At 65.2% G+C, this 16,936-nt stretch carries 16 protein-coding genes and 2 pseudogenes; 4 read left to right on the top strand and 14 right to left on the bottom strand.

All coding sequences use genetic code 11. The annotated features are described in order from the left end of the window. The 6 genes and pseudogenes from ACN0S5_RS20915 to ACN0S5_RS20890 all read right to left on the bottom strand — a co-directional run. Positions 1-282 (bottom strand): annotated as a pseudogene (locus ACN0S5_RS20915) (HNH endonuclease); the annotation flags it as partial. A 210-nt stretch (positions 283-492) separates the two neighbouring features. Continuing rightward, positions 493-1,008: a peptidylprolyl isomerase gene (locus ACN0S5_RS20910; protein ID WP_417210940.1), complete on the bottom strand. Its 516-nt coding sequence runs from the start codon at positions 1,006-1,008 to the stop codon at positions 493-495. Between the two features lie 246 nt (positions 1,009-1,254). Further along, positions 1,255-1,938: pseudogene (locus tag ACN0S5_RS20905) on the bottom strand (trypsin-like serine peptidase); the annotation flags it as partial. Between the two features lie 249 nt (positions 1,939-2,187). Then, positions 2,188-2,853: an alpha/beta hydrolase gene (locus ACN0S5_RS20900; RefSeq protein ID WP_417210937.1), complete on the bottom strand. Its 666-nt coding sequence runs from the start codon at positions 2,851-2,853 to the stop codon at positions 2,188-2,190. Then, on the bottom strand, positions 2,850-3,497 hold the full coding sequence (locus ACN0S5_RS20895) for a DNA-3-methyladenine glycosylase family protein (RefSeq protein WP_417210935.1): 648 nt from the start codon (positions 3,495-3,497) through the stop codon (positions 2,850-2,852). Before ACN0S5_RS20895 ends, ACN0S5_RS20900 begins: the two co-directional genes overlap by 4 nt. Then, positions 3,464-4,174: a precorrin-6A/cobalt-precorrin-6A reductase gene (locus tag ACN0S5_RS20890; protein ID WP_417210934.1), complete on the bottom strand. Its 711-nt coding sequence runs from the start codon at positions 4,172-4,174 to the stop codon at positions 3,464-3,466. The genes ACN0S5_RS20895 and ACN0S5_RS20890 overlap by 34 nt, the downstream gene beginning before the upstream one ends. A gap of 188 nt (positions 4,175-4,362) precedes the next feature. On the opposite strand from ACN0S5_RS20890, the gene ACN0S5_RS20885 reads away from it, so the two are divergent. Next, positions 4,363-5,577, top strand: a complete 1,215-nt coding sequence (locus ACN0S5_RS20885) for an MFS transporter (protein WP_417210932.1) — start codon at positions 4,363-4,365, stop codon at positions 5,575-5,577. A 4-nt stretch (positions 5,578-5,581) separates the two neighbouring features. Here the strand turns inward: ACN0S5_RS20885 and ACN0S5_RS20880 are convergent, their stop codons facing one another. The 5 genes from ACN0S5_RS20880 to ACN0S5_RS20860 all read right to left on the bottom strand — a co-directional run bounded on the left by ACN0S5_RS20880 (position 5,582) and on the right by ACN0S5_RS20860 (position 10,783). After that, entirely contained in the window at positions 5,582-6,358 is a 777-nt protein-coding gene (locus tag ACN0S5_RS20880) for a squalene/phytoene synthase family protein (protein WP_417210931.1), read from the bottom strand. Then, entirely contained in the window at positions 6,355-7,080 is a 726-nt protein-coding gene (locus tag ACN0S5_RS20875) for a class I SAM-dependent methyltransferase (RefSeq protein ID WP_417210930.1), read from the bottom strand. The genes ACN0S5_RS20880 and ACN0S5_RS20875 overlap by 4 nt, the downstream gene beginning before the upstream one ends. Next, a complete protein-coding gene (gene cimA / locus ACN0S5_RS20870; RefSeq protein WP_417210927.1) occupies positions 7,080-8,705 on the bottom strand; it encodes a citramalate synthase in 1,626 nt (541 codons plus the stop codon). Before cimA ends, ACN0S5_RS20875 begins: the two co-directional genes overlap by 1 nt. Before the next feature lie 88 nt (positions 8,706-8,793). Continuing rightward, positions 8,794-10,203, bottom strand: a complete 1,410-nt coding sequence (cysS, locus tag ACN0S5_RS20865) for a cysteine--tRNA ligase (protein WP_417210924.1) — start codon at positions 10,201-10,203, stop codon at positions 8,794-8,796. A 202-nt stretch (positions 10,204-10,405) separates the two neighbouring features. After that, the gene (locus ACN0S5_RS20860) at positions 10,406-10,783 is read right to left on the bottom strand and encodes a VOC family protein (protein ID WP_417210923.1); all 378 of its coding nucleotides are present in this window, start codon (positions 10,781-10,783) and stop codon (positions 10,406-10,408) included. Positions 10,784-10,877: 94 nt separating this feature from the next. Between ACN0S5_RS20860 and soxR the strand changes: the two genes are divergently transcribed. Further along, positions 10,878-11,342, top strand: a complete 465-nt coding sequence (gene soxR, locus ACN0S5_RS20855) for a redox-sensitive transcriptional activator SoxR (RefSeq protein ID WP_417210921.1) — start codon at positions 10,878-10,880, stop codon at positions 11,340-11,342. 517 nt (positions 11,343-11,859) lie between these two features. Here the strand turns inward: soxR and mltG are convergent. The 3 genes from mltG to ACN0S5_RS20840 all read right to left on the bottom strand — a co-directional run bounded on the left by mltG (position 11,860) and on the right by ACN0S5_RS20840 (position 15,297). Further along, the gene (mltG, locus tag ACN0S5_RS20850) at positions 11,860-13,020 is read right to left on the bottom strand and encodes an endolytic transglycosylase MltG (protein ID WP_417210920.1); all 1,161 of its coding nucleotides are present in this window, start codon (positions 13,018-13,020) and stop codon (positions 11,860-11,862) included. 6 nt (positions 13,021-13,026) lie between these two features. Further along, positions 13,027-14,289 (bottom strand): beta-ketoacyl-ACP synthase II, encoded by a 1,263-nt coding sequence (fabF, locus tag ACN0S5_RS20845; RefSeq protein ID WP_417210919.1) that lies wholly within the window; start codon positions 14,287-14,289, stop codon positions 13,027-13,029. 210 nt (positions 14,290-14,499) lie between these two features. Further along, the gene (locus tag ACN0S5_RS20840; protein ID WP_417210918.1) at positions 14,500-15,297 is read right to left on the bottom strand and encodes a glycosyl transferase; all 798 of its coding nucleotides are present in this window, start codon (positions 15,295-15,297) and stop codon (positions 14,500-14,502) included. 236 nt (positions 15,298-15,533) lie between these two features. On the opposite strand from ACN0S5_RS20840, the gene rsgA reads away from it, so the two are divergent. Together rsgA and ACN0S5_RS20830 are read left to right on the top strand one after the other, a co-directional pair. Beyond that, complete coding sequence (gene rsgA, locus ACN0S5_RS20835) at positions 15,534-16,577, top strand: ribosome small subunit-dependent GTPase A (protein ID WP_417210917.1); 1,044 nt, start codon at positions 15,534-15,536, stop codon at positions 16,575-16,577. 142 nt (positions 16,578-16,719) lie between these two features. Then, positions 16,720-16,935 (top strand): hypothetical protein, encoded by a 216-nt coding sequence (locus tag ACN0S5_RS20830; protein ID WP_417210914.1) that lies wholly within the window; start codon positions 16,720-16,722, stop codon positions 16,933-16,935. Position 16,936 lies beyond the last annotated feature (1 nt).

Genomic DNA, 16,936 nt, shown 5'->3' with positions numbered 1-16,936 from the left:
ATTGAAGCGCGTGAAGGCCACGCGCTTCTGCGGTTTGACGAAATCTTTCAGGACCACCACGCTGGGGATCCTGATCGACATACTCGGACTGCGCACCACCTCATCGTATTCCGCGACGATATCCACCCGGTCGAGGAACGAGGCCTTGATCGCGTCCTGCCATGTCCAAAGGCTTAGCGGATAATAGGAAAGTGGCCGATAATCCGCGTTCAGCACCAACGCGGGGTGATGCTTGAGCGCGCCCGGTTCGCGCACGAAATTGGTTCTGAACTCGGTATTCATGAGAGACTCGCCCTCTGCCCTGCCTGCTCGATCATTAAGCACCAGAGCGGGGAACCCGCCCCAGCTTGAAAATACTATATCTCGCGTTTGCGCTCTGGCAAGTCCCGCAAGATGCTGTGGTTGGACAGAGCCCTAGCCTGCCAACGTAATAGGCATGTGACAAAACACACCCGTCGTGACCGCAGCGCCGCGCGGGGGCGGCTGCCCGGCTCAGTCCAGAGCCGTGACCCGCACCATCCGGTCAGGCGTTCCGCGCACCGATCCATTGCTTTGCCGGTCGCCGCGCTTGATCGCGTCGACCACCTCCATACCGTGAATCACCCGCCCGATGGCGGTGTATTGCCCGTTCAGAAAAGGCCCGTCCTCGAACATGATGAAGAACTGCGAATTGGCGCTGTCGGGGTTCTGCGACCGCGCCATGCCAACCAGACCACGCTTGAACGCCACATCCGAAAATTCGGCCTTGAGATCCGCCAGATCCGATCCGCCCATTCCCGCGCGCGCCAGATCAAACGGCCCCGAATCTGTCGCGCCAAACTGCACATCGCCGGTCTGCGCCATGAACCCGTCGATCACCCGGTGAAAAACCACCCCGTCATAGGCCCCGGCGCGCGCCAGTTCGATCAGGCGTTCGGCATGGCCCGGCGCGATGTCCTCGAACAGGTCGATGACCACCGTCCCCTTGGCTTGCCCGGCCACTTCGATCCGCAGCCCCAGATCGCCCACGGCAAGGCCGAACCGACCGTCATCGGTGGCCGGTTTCGGCGCGTCCTTGGCAGTCTCGGCATCGGACCGCAGAAGGGCAAGCTCATCCGCCAGCCGCCTTGCCTCTGCCTCGGCCGCCTCGCGCGCAAGGGTTTCCGCCCGGAGCCGATCCCCCCCACCGTCATCGCCGCTGGCAACCGCAGCCTTAAGAACCGCGCTCTGCGCAAGGATATCCACCATCGGCACGGCAAAATTCACCTCACCCGCGCGCGATCCGGCATGATGCAGCGCAATCACCTGCTGCAATCCCGCGTCGATCACCGGAGAGCCGGAATTGCCCGGCAGGGTGTCGCAGGTATGGCGCAACCGCCCCGAGGCCACCGCCGGGCTGTCGGCCTGACATTTCTCGCGGCTGATGCGCTGCGCCTCGCCCATCGGATGGCCGATCACCCACAGCGGATCGCGGTCCGACGGTGTGGCCGCCGACAATTCCAGCGCGCCGAAGTCGGCATTTGCGTCGCCAATGACCCGCAGCACGGTGTAATCCAGCGCCTCGCTGGTCTCTACCGGCGTCGGATCGACGACAAAGCTTTTGACACCATCCTCGATCCCGTCGCGCACATAGCCCGCCTTGAACTGCACCGCGATGATGCTGTCGGCCCCTTGCGCCTTCATCTGCGGGTTGTTCAGGATTCCGGGCACACAGTGATGGTTTGTCACCAGCAGGTTGCCCTCGACCAGAAAGGCGGTGCAGGGCGCGTGGCCGACGTTGGTCAGAATATCCAGCCGCCCCACCGCGCGCCCGGTGCGGGCAAAGATCGACCTCGCCCCGTAGTTGGAAATGAACTCGTTGTTATACGCGCCGATTTGCGCCTCCAGCCGGGCATCGCCCAGCAGGGACTGGCGCTGAGGCAGCACGGTTTCCCCAAAGCTGGCCCTGTCGAACAGCATCAAATCCTGAGCGGGGGCCGCACCGGCCACGGCAAGCAGAAAAGAGACAGCGGCGGTCAGACGGGGCGCACTCATGAACGGGACTCTCCGGGCGACGGGATTCGCGCCGAAGAGTAACAGATGTGGCGCGCGGTCAGACACCGAATTTTGTCCGCGCCCGTCCGCAAACCTTTACGAAACGTAAAACCGTCTCTGCAACCCCTTGAAAAGATTACGCCGGGATGCGCGCCACATGTGGACAGCCGCAGATCAGAACCCGCATTTGTCCCGCAAAAAGGCCAGCGCCACACCCAGCCCGTCGGGCGCGATGCCATGCCCGGTGCCCTCCATGACGTGGGCAAAAACCTCCTTGAAGCCCGCCTCCTGCAAGGCCTCCGCCGCCTGCGGCAGCGATTGCACCGGCACCACATCGTCCTGATCGCCGTGGATCAACAGGATCGGAGGCTTGCTCTGCACCTCATCCGCCAGCGACTCCGGCGCCAGCAGCCGCCCCGAAAACCCGACGATCCCCGCCAGCTCCTCTTCGCGGCGCGGCCCCACGTGCAGGCTCATCATCGTGCCCTGAGAAAAGCCCAGCAAGGCGACCTGTTCGGGCAGCAGATCCTCATCCACCATCAACGCGTCCAGAAAGGCGTTCAGATCATCCACCGCGCGCGCCATGCCCGCCATCGATTCCTCTTCGGATGAGCCGTCGATCCACGGGATCGGGAACCACTGGAACCCCATCGGCGCCCCGGCGCAGGCCTCGGGCGCGTCGGGCGACACAAACAGCGTGTCAGGCAGATGCTCGCCCAGCGGATCGGCCAGGCCCAACAGGTCCGCCCCGTTTGCGCCATAGCCATGCAGGAAAACCACGCAGGACCGCACATCCCCCGATACCGGCTCTTTCCGCCCTGTCTGCAATACCCGTGTCACGCAATACCCTCCCGGCTTTTTTCAACGTGGTAGTAGGCCCAGAGCGCCCGCGCCGCAACCGATCTCCACGGGCTCCACGCCTCGGCCATCTGGCGCAGCGCCTTTTCCTTGGGGCGCTCGGGCAGATCGAACAGCAGCCGCGCCGCCTCTTGCAGGGCCAGATCGCCGGGGGCAAAGACATCCGCGCGGCCAAGGCTGAACATGGCGTAGATTTCGGCGGTCCAGATGCCGATCCCCTTGACCGCCACCAGAGTCGCGATGACCTGATCGGTGGGCATGTCGCGCAAGCCGTGAAAATCAATCCCCGCCGCGGCCAGCGCCTGCGCATAGGTGGCTTTCTGACGGCTCAGGCCAAGGCCACGCAAGCCGTCATGGTCCGTGGCCCGGATCGCCTCTGGCGTCACCATCCCGGCACCCTCCAGCTTGCCCCAGATCGCCCGCGCCGAGGCGACGCTGACCTGCTGGCTGACAATCGCGCTCAGAAGCTGGCCAAAACCGTCCGCCCGCAGGCGCAGCGGCAAAGGGCCCGTCTGGTCCAACGCCACGGCAAAGCGCGGCTCGCAGGTCACAAGCCACGCCGCCCCTTCGGCCACGCAAGCCTCACCGCGGATTATCCGCCCGACAGCGGGTGCAGGCTCAGCCATGCCATGGCCTCCTTGACGGTTGAAACGCGCGGCCCGCCGGGACGGCGAGGCCGGTCGATCATGGCGACAGGCAGGCGCAAAGCCCGCGCGGCGGCCAGCTTGGGCCAGCCGCCGGTCCCGCCTGCATTGCGCACCAGCAACCAGTCGATCCGTTCCTTGCGCAAAAGACGGATTTCATCGGCAACGGTGAATGGCCCTGCGCCGGTCAGAAAACGGCCCCTGCGCAACGGCAGCGGCTCCGGCGCGTCACCAATGCGGCGCATCAGCACCTCGGCCCGCAGGTTGCGCAAGCGGGGCAGCGCATCGCGCCCGGTGGCGACCAGAACGCGCGCGGCCGCCGGGATCACCGCTGCGGCCTCTTGCGGCTGTCGCAAGGGCACCCAAAGATCGCGGCGCGTGGCCCGCCAAGGCGGGCGCACCAGTTGCAGATGCGGCACCCCGACCGCCCGCGCGGCTCCGGCCACGGCAAAGGCCGTCGCGGCGTCACCGGGATGCGCGGCCTCGACCACCACACGCGCGCAGCGCAACGCCTCGGCGGTGATCGGCCCCACGGACACAGGACAGGGCCAGCGCCGCGTCACCCGCTCGGGCACCGGCAACAGAACCCGCGCGCCGCGCACCGTCTGCGCCAGCCGCATGGCCTCGACCGAGCCGCCGATGATCACAAGTCCATCCATCCCGGAATCCTTAGTTCAGCGCGGACCAAAGCGAAACCTCCCGGCGCGCCCGTGTTTCTTCTGTCCTGAAATATTCCCGGGGGAGTCGACCGCAGGGAGACGGGGGCAGCGCCCCCTTTCCGCCCTAACCCGCCGGGGCGACACAATCGCTCTTGCCCCGCCCCGCGCCGCCGCATACGCATCACATCATGAATACCGAACATGATGCCTCCGCCCGCCGCAACGTAGTGGTTCTTGTCTTCGCCCAGGCGATCCTTGGCGCGCAGATGCCGATGATCTTCACCATCGGCGGGCTGGCGGGCCAGTCGCTGGCCTCCAACGTCTGTTTCGCGACGCTGCCGATCTCGCTGATCGTGCTGGGGTCGATGTTGTCGGCCACGCCGGTCTCGGCGCTGATGCAGCGCTATGGCCGCCGCGCCGGTTTTTTTGTCGGCGCGGGGGCCGGCGCGCTGGGTGGCGCGGTCGGGGCCTACGGGCTCTACATGGCCTCTTTCCCGATCTTCCTGCTAGGGTCTCTGATCACCGGCACCTACATGTCCGCGCAGGGGTTCTACCGTTTTGCCGCCGCCGACACCGCCTCTGACGCATTCCGCCCCAAGGCGATTTCCTACGTCATGGCGGGCGGTCTGGCCTCGGCCATCATCGGTCCGCAACTGGTCAAGGCAACCTCGGACGCCTTTGTGGTGCCGTTCCTCGGCACCTATGCCGCCGTCATCGCGCTCAACCTGCTGGGGGCGCTGCTGTTTTTGTTCCTCAGGATCCCGCGCCCGCCACGCCCGGCCGAGGACGCCCCCAAGGGCCGGAGCAGGCTGGAATTGCTGACCACCCCGCGCATCGCCGTCGCGGTGATCTGCGCCACGGTGTCCTACGCGCTGATGAACCTTGTCATGACCTCAACCCCGCTGGCCGTGGTCGGCTGCGGGTTCGAGACAAACGACGCCGCCAATGTCGTCACCGCCCACGTGCTGGCCATGTTTGCCCCCAGCTTTTTCACCGGCCATCTGATCGCGCGCTTTGGCGTCGAAAAGATCATGGCCACCGGTCTGGTGATCCTCGCCGGTGCCGGGGTTGTCGGCCTGTCGGGCGTCGATCTGGAGCATTTCTTTGTCACGCTGATCCTACTGGGACTGGGCTGGAACTTTGGCTTTATCGGTGCCACCACAATGCTGGCCGGCGCGCATGAGCCGCATGAGCGGGGGCGGATGCAGGGCCTGAACGACCTGATCGTCTTTGGCGGCGTGACCTTTGCCTCGTTGGCCTCGGGCGGGTTGATGAACTGCTCCGGCGGCTCGGCGCAACAGGGCTGGACGGCGGTGAACCTTGCCATGGCCCCCTTCCTTGTGCTGGCGGGCGGGGCGCTGATCTGGCTGCTGCTGCGGCCCCGCGATGAGGTCGAAGCCTGAGATCTTACCCCAGCAGCAGGCGCCAACGCCGCTGGAATTCGCTCAGGCGCAGCCGCCCCTCGGCAACCGCTGCCGGATCCTGTGCGGCCCGTTGCAGCAGCGCCCTGCCTTGCGCGAACTCGCGCAGCGCGGCCCCCGCAGGCCCGTAACGCCGCCGCAGAGACCGCAAGGACGGCACCGCCCGCAAGTCGTCCAGCCGCGCCTTGGCCAGCGCCGCAATCGTCTCGGCCCGACCGTCGGGCAGCGGCAGTTTGCCGTGCGCTTCCAGTGCCGGAACCGCCTGTAGATAGCGCGCAAGTGCGGCGGCCTTTGCGTGGGCGCGCACCTCGGCCTGCCGAACATCGGCGGTACCCAGGGCGGCCATCGCGGCCACAGCCAGATGCCCCGCCGTCTGATCGAGATAGGCCATCAGCGCGCCTTCATCGGCAAAAGGCGCATGTTCAAGATCGGCCTCCCGTGCCTCGATCGCCGCCTGCAAAGGGGCCACGTCCACACCGGCCAATGCCTGCGCCAGAGGTGTCACCACCTCATGTCGGCGCACAAACCCGCCCGAGGTGATTTCCGCCAGCGCGTCCTGCCACCATTGCAGCCGCATCCGGGCGATCATCGGTTCCTGCGTCACCCAAGGGGCGCGCGACACCTCGACGTTGAAGGCATAGAGCGGGAAAAGCACCGTCCGCGCGGACACCGGCGCGGCCATCGCGGCGGCAAACCGCTCTGGATCGCCGCGCTCGACGATCTGCGCGCAGGCATACAGGTCGCTTCCGGGCTCAAAGCTCATGACAGCCGCCGCGCGACGGTCAGCAGATAGCCGGTTTCCGAACGCACCGCGCGCCAGTCCTCGGCCTCTTTGGCGCAGAGGTTCAGCATGTGGGTCAGTCGCGGATCACCGTCGGCCCGCAGCTTCGCAATGCGCGCCTCCATCGGTTGATAATAGGCCTGCCAGCCCGCGTCGGCCACATCGCGCGTGCCGAGGATCTCAAACCCCGCCGCCGAGACCGCCGCCGCAATCCCGGCCCGGTCGCGCGTCGGATACCCCTCCCAAAACGCACAGGCCTTGGGGCTGGGCGTCTCGGTGAAATAACAGGGTTCGGAAAAGGCCAAGACACCGCCCGGTTTCAACGCCCCGCGCAAAACCTCCAACCCGTTGTCCAGCCCGAGGAAATACAGCGCCCCGGCGCACCAGATCATGTCAAAGGGCGCTGTGGGCAGGCTGGCGATCTCTGCCAGATCGGCCTTTTGCACGGTCACATTGGGTGCGCCCGAAAACCGCGCCTGCATCTGCCCGACAAAGCCGTCGTTTTTGTCAAACGCCGACACCCGCGCGCCCGGCACAGACTGCGCCAGAGCCTCGATATCCGCCCCCGGCCCGGCGGCGGCGTCGCAGATCGCCGCCCCCTCGGGCAACCCGGCCAGAGCCGTGGCCCAGACCACATCCCCGGCCGTCCCCGGCCCCTCTCGCGGCAGGTCTTTGTGAACCTCGAAAAAGGCGCTCCAGTCCATCACGCGGCCCCGGTCTCGCCATCGCGGACCAGCTTCCAGCGGACTGCGTCCAGCAGCGCCTCGAACGAGGCATCCACGATATTGGCGCTGACGCCCACGGTGGCCCACCGCCGCCCCTGCCGGTCTTCGCTGTCGATGATGACGCGGGTCACCGCCTCTGTGCCGCCTTGGGTGATGCGCACCTTGAAATCGACCAACCGCATGTCGTCGATCGCCTCTTGGTAGCGGCCCAGATCCTTGGCCAGCGCCTTGGACAGCGCGTTGACCGGGCCACGGTCGTTGCCCGCCTCGTCCATCGATTCCGACACAGACAGCTTTTTCTCGCCATCCACCTTTACAACGACAACCGCCTCGGACAGTGACACCATCTTGTTGTACTTGTTCTTGCGCCGCTCCACCGTCACCCGGTAGCGTTTCACCTCAAAGAACTCGGGCAGCAGTCCCAGTTCGTCCCGCGCCAGCAGCTCAAAACTGGCCTGCGCGGTGTCGTAGGAATAGCCCTCGCTTTCCTGTTCCTTGACGCGGTCAAGGATACGCGCCAGCGCCGGATTGCTGCTGTCGACCTCCAGCCCCATCTCAGCCAACCGCTTGCGCAGATTCGACTGCCCCGCCTGATTGGACATCGGCACCACACGCCGGTTGCCCACCAGCGCGGGGTCGATGTGTTCATAGGTCGTCGGGTCCTTGAGGATCGCGCTGGCATGCAGCCCCGCCTTGTGCGCAAAGGCCGACGCGCCGACATAGGCCACCTGTTTCTGCGGCACCCGGTTCAGGATGTCGTCCAGCATCCGGCTGGTGCGGGTCAACCCGGCCAGCGCCTCATCGGTGACGCCAATCTCAAACATGTCTTTATAGGGCGCTTTCAACAGCAGCGTCGGGATCAAAGCTGTCAGATTGGCGTTGCCACAGCGTTCGCCCAGCCCGTTCAGCGTGCCCTGAACCTGTCGCGCCCCCGCCATGACCGCCGCCAAAGACCCGGCCACCGCGGTTTCGGTATCGTTGTGGGTGTGGATACCCAACCGCTCCCCCGGCACCCCGTTTTCGATCACATCGCGCACGATCTGCCCGATTTCATGCGGCAAAGTCCCGCCGTTGGTGTCACACAGCACGATCCAGCGCGCGCCCGCCTCCAGCGCCGCGCGCAGACAGTCCAGCGCATAAGGCGCATTCGCCTTGTAACCGTCAAAGAAATGCTCGGCATCAAACAGCGCCTCGCGCCCCTGCCCCACAAGATGGGACACAGAGGCCGCGATATTTGCGATGTTCTCCTCCAGCGTGATCCCCAGCGCCGTGGTGACATGGAAATCATGTGTCTTGCCCACCAGACAAACGGCGGATGTGCCCGCGTTCATCACCGCCGCCAGCACCTCGTCGTTCGCGGCAGAGCGCCCGGCCCGTTTGGTCATGCCGAAGGCGGTCATGGTTGCGCGGGTTTTCGGCACCTCGTCGAAAAAGGCACTGTCGGTCGGGTTCGCCCCGGGCCAGCCGCCCTCGATATAGTCAATGCCGAGGTTGTCCAGCGCCGCCGCGATCCGTAGTTTTTCGGCGGTGGAGAACTGGACGCCCTGCGTTTGCTGCCCGTCGCGCAGCGTGGTGTCGTAGAGGAATAGGCGTTCCTTGGTCATCCCCGCACCCCTGCCTTCTTCTGTCCAAAAATATCCCGGGGGTGTGGGGGCTGGCCCCCACGCTGACATCGCCGCCCGCACAGCCCTCTCATTCCAAAGCCTCCAGCTTGGCCGCATCAAAGCCCGCGCCCGGCACCAGTTCCACGCCCGCCTTGGACATGCGCACCTCGACCCCCGCCGCGGTCAACGCGGCTTTCAGCCTGTCGACCTCGGAGAAATCCTTGGTTTGCATGGCCTCGGCTCGCGCAGAGATCAATTGCGATTTCCAATCTTGCAGATCGAAAATAGCTTCGACTTGCCTGAAACGTTCATCCTCCCAATGCTCGCCGAAGCCCAACAAACTTAACCCGGCAAACAGTTGTTCGAGTTTCTTTTCCCTTGCCAATTCATGCAATCGGGCAATTGCGAGCGGCGTATTCAAGTCGTCGGCCAAAGCAGCCCAAACGCCATCGGGTAGCGCTACGGGCCTTGTGTCACTATCAACACCACTCAATAGATCGCGCCACCTGCGCAGGGTCGCCTCCGCCTCACGCGCCTTCTCCGCCGTCCAGTCCATCGGCTTGCGGTAATGCGTCGACAGCATCACAAAGCGGATCACCTCTCCCGGCACGCCCTGCTCCAGCAGATCCCGCACCGTAAAGAAGTTGCCCAAAGACTTGGACATCTTCTTGCCCTCGACCTGCAACATCTCGTTGTGCAGCCAAACGCGCGCGAAATCCCCCTCAGGGTGGGCACATTTCGACTGGGCAATCTCATTCTCATGGTGTGGGAAAGTCAGGTCATTGCCGCCGCCGTGGATGTCAAAACTCTCCCCCAGCAGCGCGTGGCTCATGGCCGAGCATTCGATATGCCACCCCGGACGGCCCCGGCCCCAAGGCGAGTCCCAGCCCGGCAACTCGTCCGTGGACGGTTTCCACAACACAAAATCCATCGGGTTCTTCTTGTAGGGCGCCACCTCGACCCGCGCGCCGGCGATCATGTCCTCGACAGACCGGCCCGACAGCGCGCCATAACCTGCGTAACTCTCGACCGAAAACAGCACATGGCCCTCTGCCGCATAGGCGTGGCCGCTGGCGATCAGTTCCTCGATCATCGCCACCATCTCGGCGATAAAGGCAGTTGCGCGCGGCTCATGCTCCGGTCGCAACGCGCCCAACGCGTCCATATCCGCGTGATACCAGCCGATCGTTTCATCCGACCGCTCGCGTACCAGTTCCTCCAAAGACCCTGCCGCCCCCGCCTCCTTGCGCGCCAGCGCGGTGGCGTTGATCTTGTCATCCACATCGGTGAAGTTGCGCACATAGGTGACGTGACCGGCACCATAGACGTGGCGCAGCACGCGGTAGAGCACATCGAACACCAGCACGGGCCGCGCGTTGCCCAGATGCGCGCGGTCATAGACCGTGGGGCCGCAGAGATACATCCGCACATTCGTCGGGTCGATCGGGACAAAGATGTCCTTCTTCCGGGTCGCAGAGTTGGTAAAGCGAATGTCCATGGCCTCGTCCTTCGCAAATGTTGCGGCGGGCCTAGCAACTCTGATGATGGATTGGAATAGAGGACCGTCCCGCCGTTGGTCGGGGGGACCCGACCGATGTCAGCAGATAATGCAGCAGGGGATATGTGCGGCGGTCGTCATGGCGCGGTGATAGCAGACCGCGGGCGGGACGCCAAGCCCCGCCTCACAGCCCTGTCCGGGGTCAGTCGTAACAGACCATCTCATATTCCACCGCATCCGGCCCGTCGAAATAGAACCGGCGGCCCGGCTCATAGTCGGCGTGGCTATGGGTCTCGAATCCCAGATCACGCACCCGCGCCTCGACCGCGTCCAGATCATCGACGACGATGCCGACATGGTTCAATCCCGCCTCGTTTCCATAGCGCGGAACAGCTGGGTCCACAGCTGTCTTGGGCGAATACAGCGCGAGGTAGCTGTCCTTTTCACCGACGTGAACGGAATACCCCTCGTTCAAAGAGGCCCCTTCCCAGCGGACATGCCAGCCCAGAAGCCGGGACAGAAAAGCCGCCGTCGCCTTGGCGTCGGGGACGGTGATGTTGACGTGTTCCAGTCGTGCCATGGATGGATCTTTCTCTCTTTGTTCAGACTGGCGCCAAGATCGCACCTCAAGTACACTTTAACTCAAGCATAAACTCTCAAGGCTTTTCAGACAGATGAACAAGACAGGCCTGACGATCGGCGAAATCTCGGCGCGCACGGGGCTCGCCCCCTCCGCGATCCGGCACTATGAGAGCGAATCCCTTGTCTTTCCCGACCGCACTGCGGGGGGACAGCGGCGCTACCAACGGGCCGACATACGGCGGCTGTCCTTCGTGATGATCGCGCAGGGGCTGGGTTTCACACTGGGCCAAATCCGGGCCGAACTGGACCGCCTGCCGCGCGACCGCGCGCCCACCAAGGCGGACTGGTCGCGCATCTCCCGCCGCTTCGGGCGGGTGCTGGACGCGCGCATCAAACGCATGACCGCCCTGCGCCAACGACTGGACAGCTGCATCGGCTGCGGCTGCCTGTCCTTGCAGAGCTGCGCGCTCTACAACCCGGAGGACCGCGCCATGCACAGCGGGGCGGGACCGCGTTACCTGCTGGGCGACCGCCCGCCCGACAATGATCCCGCATGAATCCACACGTCCGCAAACCGGCAATCGCATCCTGCCCAGCGCCGCCCCCCCATGTCCACCTCGCTTAGCCGCAGACGGGCCCGATCCTGTCGCACCGAAAGAACCGCGCGACGTGACGGAAACCGCTGACCGGACCGTGCCCGCCCTCACCAAAGGATCCAACGCGCCCGCAACACGGCGTGACCTCGATGGCCCCGCGCGGAGTGTCTGTTTCCCGGAGCCGCCCATCGCTGAGGCCGATCAGAGGCGCGCGGGCCCCCTCTGCAAGGGTGCGCAGCACCGCGCTTGCGCGGCTTGCCCTTGCGGAGGGGGACCGGGGGCCTCAGGCCTCGATCAGCGATGGGCGGATGCGGGAAACAGACACGGGGGGTGTGTCCTGTTTGCTGGTGAGCCTTGAAGCGCGACAAACGCCGTCAGGGCGCGTCCATCGCCCGACCAGAGGCCGCAGGCCGACGGGAGGGTCACCCTGCGCGCGCGCATGCACGCTCCACCGGATCCCCCCGTAGCCAACGAAACTCTACGGGTCGCGCTGCGCCTCCAGCGCCCGATAGGCCGCCACATTGGTGTTATGCTCATCCAGCGTGACCGCAAAGTTGTGCCCATCCGCCGGGTTCAGCGTTTTTGCCACGAAATAGATGTAATCCGTGTTCGCCGGGTCCAGCGCCGCTTCGATGCTGGCGCGGCCGGGGTTGGCGATGGGCGTCGGCGGCAAACCGTTGATCACATAGGTGTTCCACGGCGTTTCCTTGCGCAGTTCGGACTGCCGCAACCCCCGGCCCAGCACGCCCTGGCCCTTGGTGACGCCATAGATCACCGTCGGGTCGGTTTGCAGGCGCATGCCCTTTTCCAGACGGTTCACAAAGACGCTGGCCACCTCGCGCCGCTCCTGCGGGCCGCCGGTTTCCTTTTCGATGATCGAGGCAAGGATCAGCGCCTCTTCCGGGCTGTCCAGCGGCAGGCCAGAGGCGCGGTTCGACCACGCCTGCGCAAGGATCACCTCCTGCGCCTGCTGCATCCGTGCGATGACATCGGCGCGGGTGTCGCCTTTGCCGATTTCATAGCTGTCCGGCGCAAGGCTGCCCTCTGGCGGCACCTCGTCCAGCGCGCCCTCCAGAACGTCGATCTGTTTCAACTCCTCGATCACCTGCCAGCTGGTCACACCTTCGGCCAGCGCCACGCGGTACCGGGTGTCACCGGCCTCCTTGACGCGGGTATACGCCTCGGGGACATCGCCCTCGCCGGGGTCAAAACTGGCGCGCTCCTCATACCTGCCCGTCGCCGGGTCGATCTCGCGCACCTGCACCGTCGCGCGGGTGATCCCGATCCGGTACACCACCTCTGTGCCGCAGGTCGAGGCCCCGCCGCGGGTGACGATATCGGTGATCTCGGACATCGAGGCGTGTTCGGGCACCAGATAGCTGCCCGCCTTCAACGCTTGTGTCTTGTCGGTGTAATCCGCGCCAAGGCGAAAGATCATCGCGCTGGAGACCGCGCCCTGCTTGGACAGATCCTCGGACACCGCGCGCATATTGGTGCCGCGCGGCACCTCAAGGCAGATCGGCGCGTCCAGCGGACCTTCGGCGGAATACTCGGACTGGCCCCAGATCAGGACGCCGCCGAAAAGAAACAGCGCGACAACCAGAAAGGTCAGCGCGTTCGAGGCGATACTGCGCCACATGGGGGATTACTCCGGTTTGCCGAAGATCACGCTGGCGTTGGTGCCGCCAAAGCCGAAAGAGTTCGACAGCGCATAGGTGATCTTGCGTTCACGTTTGGCATTGGGCGCAAGGTCAATCGGAGTCTCGACCGCCGGATTGTCCAGATTGATGGTCGGCGGCGCGACCTGATCGCGGATCGCGAGGATCGAAAAGACCGCCTCGATCGCGCCAGCCGCACCCAGCAGGTGCCCCGTGGCCGACTTGGTCGAGGACATGGTGACCTTGGACGCCGCATCGCCCAGCAGACGCTCTACCGCGCCCAGTTCGATGGTGTCCGCCATGGTCGAGGTGCCATGCGCATTGATGTAATCCAGCGCGTCCGGCGTCAGCCCCGCATCCTTCAGCGCCGCCCGCATCGAGCGTTCGCCGCCCTCACCGTCCGAGGAGGGCGCGGTGATGTGGTAGGCATCGCCCGACAGGCCATAGCCGCAAACCTCGGCATAGATATTGGCGCCGCGCGCCTTGGCGTGCTCGTATTCCTCCAGCACCACAACGCCCGCGCCTTCGCCCATGACAAACCCGTCGCGGTCGATGTCATAGGGGCGGCTGGCGGCCTTGGGGTCGTCGCCGCGTTTGGTCGACAGCGCCTTGCAGGCGTTGAAACCGGCAATGCCGATCTCGCCGATGGCGCCCTCGGCCCCGCCCGCGATCATCACATCCGCGTCGCCGTATTTGATCAGCCGCGCCGCATCGCCGATGGCATGTGCGCCGGTGGAACAGGCGGTCACAACCGCGTGGTTCGGCCCTTTGAATCCATAGCGGATCGACACATTGCCGGAAATCAGGTTGATCAGCGCGCCGGGAATAAAGAAGGGCGACACCCGGCGCGGACCCTTGTCACGGATCAACAGCGCGGTTTCGGCGATGGAATTCAGCCCGCCGATGCCCGACCCGATCATCACGCCGGTGCGCAGGCGGCTGTCCTCATCCTCGGGCGTCCATCCCGCGTCCTGAACCGCCTGTTCGGCCGCCGCGATGCCAAAGCGGATGAACTCATCCACCTTGCGCTGTTCCTTCTTGTCCATGTAGGCGTCAGGATTGAAGGTGCCGTCCGTGCCATCGCCATAGGGCACTTCGCAGGCATAGGTGGTGGCCAGATGGCTTGCATCGAACTTGGTGATCGTGCCCGCGCCGGACTGCCCGTCCAGCAACCGCGACCATGTTTCTTCCACTCCGGAGGCCAGTGGCGTGACCAGCCCCAGCCCGGTGACAACTACGCGACGTGTCATGCGCCTGCCCTTTTCGGTTCGCTCTTTCCTTCGCTCTTACCGCGCCTTGACACACGGGGGCAAGTGCGGCGGCCCGCGTGAGTGCCGCCTGCCCGGCGGTCAAAGCGGGATTTCGCGGACCAATTCCGCGTCCGCTGTCGGCGGGCCTGTGGCCGGGGACGGTGGGCGGGGCGATTTTCGGCATAGCCGAAAGAGCGCCGCAGCCGTCCCTCAGGTCCAGTCCGCGCCAAGATCCGCCCGCGCCCGGTCGACCCAGTGATCCTGCAACCAGCCGCAGGGGCGGGCATAGCGGATCAGCGAGCCGCTGTAGCCTGCGATGGCCTCGGGCATCTTGGGGCGACCGTGAAAACAGACGACGCGGGCATCTTCCGGCAGTCGCGGCGCGCGGAAGTAATTGCCCGGAAACGGGTTGCAGTCATACTTGAACGACACCACCCAAGGATCTGGAATATAGGTGAAAACACCGCGCTCCATCGCCTTGTGCGAGGTATAGCGCTGTTCCGATCCGCGCGCCTCTTCGACTTCGGCATAGGGGTTGGCGGCCAGATCCCCATAGAGAAACCCGTGATGCGCCGGATCAAACCGGAACACCGATCCATGCCCGGTGGGCCGCCCCTTGCGCTTTTCCGTCCAGTCGTGGCGCATCGCCACCGTGCCGGGGGCAAGGTCGTGGATCTCGTCCAGCGATCCGGTGATCACCACATCCAGATCGAAGCCCAGCACCGGCCCGTCGAGGTCGGGCACCAGACCGGGCCGAAAGAGCGAGGTCTTGCGCATCGCCCCCTGCCGGTTCGCCACCGCCAGCGCCGCGTTCATCGGCTCGGCAAAGGGTTCCAGCGGCAGGTCCAGCACCTCGATATCCGGGTGCAGCCCCGCGCCATGTTCGGTCATGCAGAAAAACCGCACCGGGCGCGACAGGTTGCGCCGCACCCCGGAATACAGCCGGTTGACGTATTCGGGACCAAACAGCGTCCCCCATTTGATGCACATGACGTTGATCGGTGACATCGCGCGTCCCTGCCCTTGTTGTTGCGCGGCAGATAGCAACGCCAGCCCCGAAATACCAGCGCTTGCGGCAGAGGCCCGGCCCGTCTAGACATGTGCCAGACCCTACTGGACGGAGGACAAGATGGAGATTGCATCCCCCCTCCGGGCCGCGCGCTGACCAAAAGCCCGCCGCCCGTGCACGCACACCGGGCCGCTTTCGGCGGACCCAATTGCATGTCTGAACGGGACTTACAAAATTGACCGATGACACACTGACCGGCCTTGGATGGTCGGACCATTTTGCGCGACAACTGACACCAGAGGATGCGGCGCTGACCCCCGCCCGCCTTGCCGAGGTTCACCGCGACCGCATGCGCGCGGTAACGCCAACCGGCCAGATCGAGCTGTTGCCGACGGAATCCACCGGGGCCTATGCCGTGGGAGACTGGGTGCTGAGCGACGGCACCCATGCGATCCGCCGGCTGGACCCGACGTCGGACATCACCCGCCGCGCCGCAGGACGTGACGTCCGGATTCAGCGCATCGCGGCGAACGTCGATACGCTTGGCATCGTCACCAGCTGCAACGCGGATTTCAACGTGGCGCGGCTGGAACGCTTTCTGGCGTTGGCGCATTCCGGCGGTTGCCTGCCGCTGATCATCCTGACCAAGGCGGACATGGCCGAGAACGCCGACAACTATCTGAAACAGGCGCAGCGACTGTCGCCGCTTGTCTCCGCGATCAGCCTGAACGCCCGCATTCCCGAAGAAGTCGCGCGCCTGACGCCCTGGTGCAAGAACGGGCAGACGCTGGCGTTGGTCGGGACGTCGGGTGTGGGCAAGACCACGCTGCGGAATGCGCTGACGGGCGAGAACGCCGCCGCAACCGGCAGTATCCGCGAGGATGACGCAAAAGGCAGGCACACCACGACCAATCGCAGCCTGGTGCCGACAAAGGCGGGCGGGTGGCTGATCGACACGCCGGGGATGCGCGAATTGCAGCTTGCCGATGCCGGGGAGGGAATCGAAGCCGTCTTTGACGACATCGAAGAATTGGCCCTGACCTGCCGGTTCCGCAATTGCGCCCATGAGGGCGAACCGGGTTGCGCCGTTCAGGCGTCCATCGCCGCCGGGAATCTGGAGGCTGACCGACTGGCCCGCTGGGACAAGCTGCGCCGCGAAGACCGCCACAACTCCGAGACGGTGGCCGAATCCCGTGCGCGTGGCAAAGCCTTCAACCGCATGGTCAAAGAGGCCATGTCCAAGAGCAAGCGCAAGCGCGACCCCGGCGGCCCCGCCTGACGGGACGCTGAATGGCTACCTTCTGCGGACGGGCAGATCATGCCTGTCCGCAGTTTCTGACCGATGTGGTCACTCCGCATGACAAACCCGCGGCCCCTGATGCGGCATCCTGAACCGGACCAGTCCCGAACAGGAGCGCACCATGGACCCGACACTGACCCTTGCCCGCATCCCGCCCTTGGGCGACCGCGATCACCGCCCGGACAGCCGCGAGATGGATGCGTTTTACCAAATCCACGGCAACGCCGCGCTGGCTGAGGCGCGCATTGGCTGGCGACAGATGGCAGCAGCCTTCGCCCAATTGATAAAGCCGCGCAGACGTGTCGCCGGGTTTGTCGCGTTGCTCCGAAAGGTCTAGA

It is taken from the genome of Antarctobacter sp., assembly GCF_048262615.1.
Taxonomy (GTDB): Bacteria; Pseudomonadota; Alphaproteobacteria; order Rhodobacterales; family Rhodobacteraceae; genus Antarctobacter.
This window is presented reverse-complemented; position numbering and strand designations above follow the sequence as displayed.